This is a genomic window from Candidatus Schekmanbacteria bacterium, from assembly GCA_003695725.1.
Taxonomy (GTDB): Bacteria; Schekmanbacteria; GWA2-38-11; order GWA2-38-11; family J061; genus J061.
In genome coordinates, this window is record RFHX01000122.1 from 1 (window position 1) to 5,174 (window position 5,174).

The window sequence follows — 5,174 nt, forward strand, 5'->3', positions numbered from 1 at the left end:
CTTTACAACCTTTGCTGTCATTGTTTATGGAAATCAAAGGATTTTTCCTGTTTTTTATAAAAAAAGTGAAAATTTGATAAGCTGGATGAAAAATAATGTATCTCCCAATGAAAAAGTACTTCTTGCTAAGTGTACAGGTGGTGATCCAAATATTGCACTTCGTGCAGGACTGTCTTGGAAAAATGTTGACTGGATACTTCTTTACCCGAATTATTTGATCTTTTCTTTGAGGCATATTTATCAATATGATAAAAGAGGCATAGAAAATTATATTTATAATGAGAGGCCCTCTTATATAATTACATCGTATCCGAGATTTTTATACAATATAAACAAAATAATCCGAAAGAATGAAAAGTTGAGAAAGTCTGTCGTTTGTGAATGGAATATCACAATTAAACCCGGTTATTTCATTCTTGAAATTGAATATGACAATGAAAAAAAACAAAGAGTAATCCAGAGATAATATTCAATGAGAGAAAAAGTGGAAGAAGTTGAATATATAAAGGACAAAAAGATTTCTGTGGTTATTCCTCTTTTCAATGAAGAGGAAAGTATCAATGAACTTTATGAAAAACTTTCAGATGTTCTTAAAAAACTTTCTGCTGATTATGAAATAATATTTATAGACGATGGAAGCACTGATTCATCTTATGAAAAACTGCTGGAAATATTTAGAAGAGACAAGTCTGTCATAGTGGCAAAACTTAGAAAGAATGTGGGAAAAGCTTGGGCTCTGTCGGCAGGATTTAAACTTGCGTCAGGTGATATTGTATTCACAATGGATGCTGATTTACAGGACGAACCTTCGGAGATTCCACTTTTTTTGAAAAAACTAAATGAAGGATATGACCTTGTTTCTGGATGGAAAAAAAGAAGGAATGATCCTTTGACAAAAGTGATTCCTTCGAGAATATTCAACTGGTTTGTTTCCTTCATAACAGGAATCAAGCTTCACGATTTCAACTGTGGATTCAAGGCCTATCGAAGGGAGGTTATTGATAATATTTCAATCTATGGAGAGCTTCATAGATATATCCCTGTCCTTGCCGAGAGATTAGGGTATAAAACAGGCGAAGTAGTTGTAAAGCATAATGCAAGAAAATATGGTTTTTCAAAATATGGAATTGAAAGGTTTACAAGAGGTTTTTTGGATATGCTTACGGTTATCCTTCTTACAAGATACCGGTGGAAACCACTTCACTTTTTTGGAAGCATTGGACTTTTAGTAGCAGCAGCAGGATTTATTACTAATTTTGTCCTCTTGGTAAGACATATACTCTTTTTAATTTACGGAGTAAAAGCATGGGAATTAAGAGACAGACCTCTGTTGTCTCTTGGCGTACTTTTAATCATTGTAGGTATTCAATTTATTTCGATTGGTCTTCTTGCGGAAGTAATAACAGTAAAGAATTCAAAAGATGAAAGTGGAGAGAATTTTGTAAAGGAAATCCTCAAAAGAGACAGCTGATAATTTTGTCCAATAGTTCTTGCCTTATTATACAAAAGTAATATTGAGTGTAATTATGAATTTTGGGAAAAGGAGACCTATTTATTAGTGGAAATGATAAAAATAGAATGAAAGTAATTCCAGATGCTTTGTGCGCAAGATGCGGCACTTGTGAAGGCGTATGTCCTGAAGGGATAATTAGAGAAGATGATAGAGGATTTCCAATAGTTCTAAACAGAGAGGAATGTACAGGATGCGGTTTATGCAAAAAAGTCTGTCCCGGCATGTTAGTTGACTTTCCTCCATATTGTGAAGATGAAGAATCAGATTTCAATCCCTATCTCGGTTTTTTTTTCAAAGTATTGTCAGCAAGAAGTATAGACAAAAAAGATGCTCAGTTTTCTGCTTCAGGAGGAGGAGTTTCAGCTCTTCTGAAATATTTATTCAAGGAGAATCTGATAAATTGTGCATTTACCGTTAAAATCGATAACAAATATCCCTTTGCGGCATATCCTTATTTGTCAAGAAACATTGAAGATGTTGAAGACAGTAGACAATCGAAGTATCAACCGGTGATGTTGAACAAACTTTTAAGAGAGATGAAAGATGATGATAAAGCAGCTGTAGTGGGCCTTCCCTGTCACTTACATGGATTGAGAAAAGCAGAGGAAGCCATTTCACCGCTAAGAGATAAAATAATACTTCATATCGGTTTGTTTTGCGGTTTTAATATGGAAAGAGAGGCAACATTCTTTCTGATAAGAAAATTAGGGATGATGAGAAATGATATTGAAAACATTTATTATCGTTCAGGCAGATGGCCGGGAGGATTCCTTGTTGAGGATACAAAGGGTAATAGAAAGTTCGTAAGTAAAGAGGATTACAGCCTTTTGAATTATCTCTTTTTGCCTAAAAGATGTTCGACTTGTCCTGATTATTCTGCAGAATTATCGGATATCTCTTTTGGAGATGCGTGGTATAAAAAAACTGGTGAGGGTTGGAATTCGGTTATAGTTAGAAATAAAGAGGCGCAAAGTATTCTTGAAGGTGCAGAATTGGTTATAGAAGAGGCAAATGCGGAAATGATAGTTGATTCCCATAAATTTGTAATAGACTTCAAAAAAAGAGGCGCATTGAAACGGATTGCAGTAGCAAATGAAGAATATCCGAAGTTTAATAATTATCCATCATCACTTTTAGAAATGACTTTATCTTCTTTCGACAAGTATTTTTTAATCTTTTACAGGTGGAGAAATCTTTTTATAAATATTTTTAGAATTTTGCCATTTTCTCTTTTTAGGATAACATCGAGATTGTTGAGGAGAAAAAGTATTGGAAAGTAAGAATGCCTATTTGATGTCCGTATTGAAGCAAACACCGCGACTTTTGGGTTTGCAGGATAGAAATGTTATGTCGAAAACATATGGATGCTTTGACAGACAGTATTGGCATTATAATATTTGTGATACTCCTGCGGCAAGATGTCAGGAAAGCTGTTTAACTTTACTATTGCTTTATCTCATAGACAATGAACTGAATGTTTATAGAAAAAATAATAATATATTGGCCTATAGTCGTGCAGCAATCGAGTTTTGGAAAAAAATTCAAAATAAAAATGGCTCATTTAATGAATGGTATCCAAATGAAAGCAGTTTTGTCGCATCAGCATTTACGCTTTATGCTGTTACAGAATATTTCCTTTTAGTGAAAAAATTCCTTGATGACGAATCATATCCTGAGGAGGAGATAATTAAAACAGCCGAATTCTTAATAAATAAGGATGAAGGAAGAGTTTTGAATCAACAATCAGGAGCGGCAATTGCTCTATACAATGTGTATCTCCTTACAGGTAAAACAAAATATAAGGAAGCATCTGAAGAAAAGATAGAGTTTATTTGCCGCAATCAGAAAGGAGAAGGATGGTTTGATGAATATGGAGGCCCTGACATTGGCTACTTATCGCTAATGATTGATTATTTGAGTAAATACTTCCAAAAAAATCCTCTAAAGGATTTGGCAGATGTCATAAACAAGGCAGTTGATTTTATTTCCTATTTTCTTTTTCCTGATTTTTCAGCAGGAGGAATTTTTTCAAGTAGAAATACAGAATATCTTATTCCTCATGGATTTGAAATTATTTCAGGAAAAAATGCCCGAGCCTCAGCCATAAAAGAATTTATAAGAAAAGCCATCAAAGATGAAAGAATGGTGTCACTCTATAATTTTGACGACAGATATCTCTCCTATATTGCATATACATATTTACAGGCATATTTAGAAGAAGAATCTTTTCTAAATGCGTCTCATCTGCCCTATGAAGAGATATTTGATGAATATTTTGACGATTGTGGGATCAAAGTATATAGCAACAGGCATTATTATTTAATAACGAATTTGAAGAAAGGTGGTACATTCAAAGCGGTATTTAAGTCCAATGAGAAATCCCTTATCGATAGTGGAATTATGGGAATAGATAAGAATGGTGAGGCATTTTCATCAGGAGTTTTGAATAACGATTTCAAATGTATAGAATCGAGTGGTAAAATAGAAACATCAGGTAAGTGTAGAATGCTTAAAAGTAATACTATGAGCCCCGAAAAGAATATTGCACTCCGCATTTTTCAGCTTACTGCAGGAAGAAGTGAGAGGGTAGGACTTTTTATGAAAGAGAAATTGAGGGATAAATTGATAACATCCTATAATGATTCATCTATTTCATTTAATAGAGAGATATCAACGGAAGAAAATTTTTTAATAGTAAGAGATGAGGTTTCAAATCCTGAAAATATTGGTATATTGTTTTTGGCCGATAAGTCATCTGATATCTATGTTCCTTCGTCAAGATACTTTATAAATGGCGATTTATCTATCAATCCAATAACGATTGAGAGTGATTTACTGATGTCTAATTTGTCTGTTTCAAAAAGGTCAGTAGTAGTAAGAAAATATGATTTCAAAGGTGATCTGGTCAAATTTGCTGTAAATGGTAAAGAGATTATTTAGATTAAGGAATGTCATACCCTTCCATCGAGCTTTTTTCGTTGCTCAATAGCAATGTAAATGAAATATCTTTTTCCAACTCCTTTAGACGACTTAGATATTCTTTGATCTCTTTATTTGCGAATAAAAGTTTATTTGCTGATCTTTTAATGTCGAGCCGATGCATTTGCAATTTTGTCAGCAAAAAACTCAAATAATCTGCAGATTCTTTGCCTAATCTATTTGAAAGTACCTCATCCGATTTTTTGATCAATGATTCCGGTGATAATTCTTTTGAATAAAATGCTCTAATTTTTCTGTTGATTTCATTTATTGATTTATCTTCCTGATATACATATTTGGATAAATCATCAGGATAAATCTTAATATCCTTTATATGGATCGAGTGAAAATTACTTTGAATTCTAAAAACTACATTTATTGTTTTGGAATAGGGGGGTACATAAAATTTCTTGTGAAATAAGGAGATTTCAGAAGCTTCTTTCAGTTCAATTCTTTGAAACCCTTTATTAGCAAAAACGCTTCCTTGTTCATCTGTTATATTTGCTTCAACTGTTATATCAGGCAAGTTTCGACGGGCTAAAAACTTTGCTATGGAATATGTCAGACAGTAAAATTTTGAAATTAAGTTTTTTCTTTCAGGAATTGTTTTTTGTGTGAAATACTTTACATCTATTCTATAATCTGTATTTGCTTTTTCAATAGGTACTGACAGGCGGAATAC

At 33.1% G+C, this 5,174-nt stretch carries 5 protein-coding genes; 4 read left to right on the forward strand and 1 reads right to left on the reverse strand.

Annotation, left to right across the window (positions count from 1 at the left end):
• The 4 genes from D6734_04880 to D6734_04895 all read left to right on the forward strand — a co-directional run.
• The coding region (locus D6734_04880) for a hypothetical protein (protein RMF95796.1) at positions 1-466 on the forward strand (466 nt) is incomplete at its 5' end.
• Between the two features lie 6 nt (positions 467-472).
• Complete coding sequence (locus D6734_04885) at positions 473-1,471, forward strand: glycosyltransferase (GenBank protein RMF95797.1); 999 nt, start codon at positions 473-475, stop codon at positions 1,469-1,471.
• A 107-nt stretch (positions 1,472-1,578) separates the two neighbouring features.
• Positions 1,579-2,793: a 4Fe-4S dicluster domain-containing protein gene (locus tag D6734_04890; protein ID RMF95798.1), complete on the forward strand. Its 1,215-nt coding sequence runs from the start codon at positions 1,579-1,581 to the stop codon at positions 2,791-2,793.
• The gene (locus D6734_04895) at positions 2,783-4,453 is read left to right on the forward strand and encodes a hypothetical protein (GenBank protein RMF95799.1); all 1,671 of its coding nucleotides are present in this window, start codon (positions 2,783-2,785) and stop codon (positions 4,451-4,453) included. Before D6734_04890 ends, D6734_04895 begins: the two co-directional genes overlap by 11 nt.
• Position 4,454: 1 nt before the next feature.
• On the opposite strand, the gene D6734_04900 is transcribed toward D6734_04895, so the two are convergent.
• On the reverse strand, positions 4,455-5,174 hold a 720-nt coding region (locus D6734_04900), incomplete at its 5' end, for a hypothetical protein (protein RMF95800.1).

Coding starts and splice junctions, on each gene's coding strand:
- D6734_04885 (RMF95797.1), top strand. CDS start 473: ATGAGAGAAAAAGTGGAAGAAGTTGAATATATAAAGGACAAAAAGATT.
- D6734_04890 (RMF95798.1), top strand. CDS start 1,579: ATGAAAGTAATTCCAGATGCTTTGTGCGCAAGATGCGGCACTTGTGAA.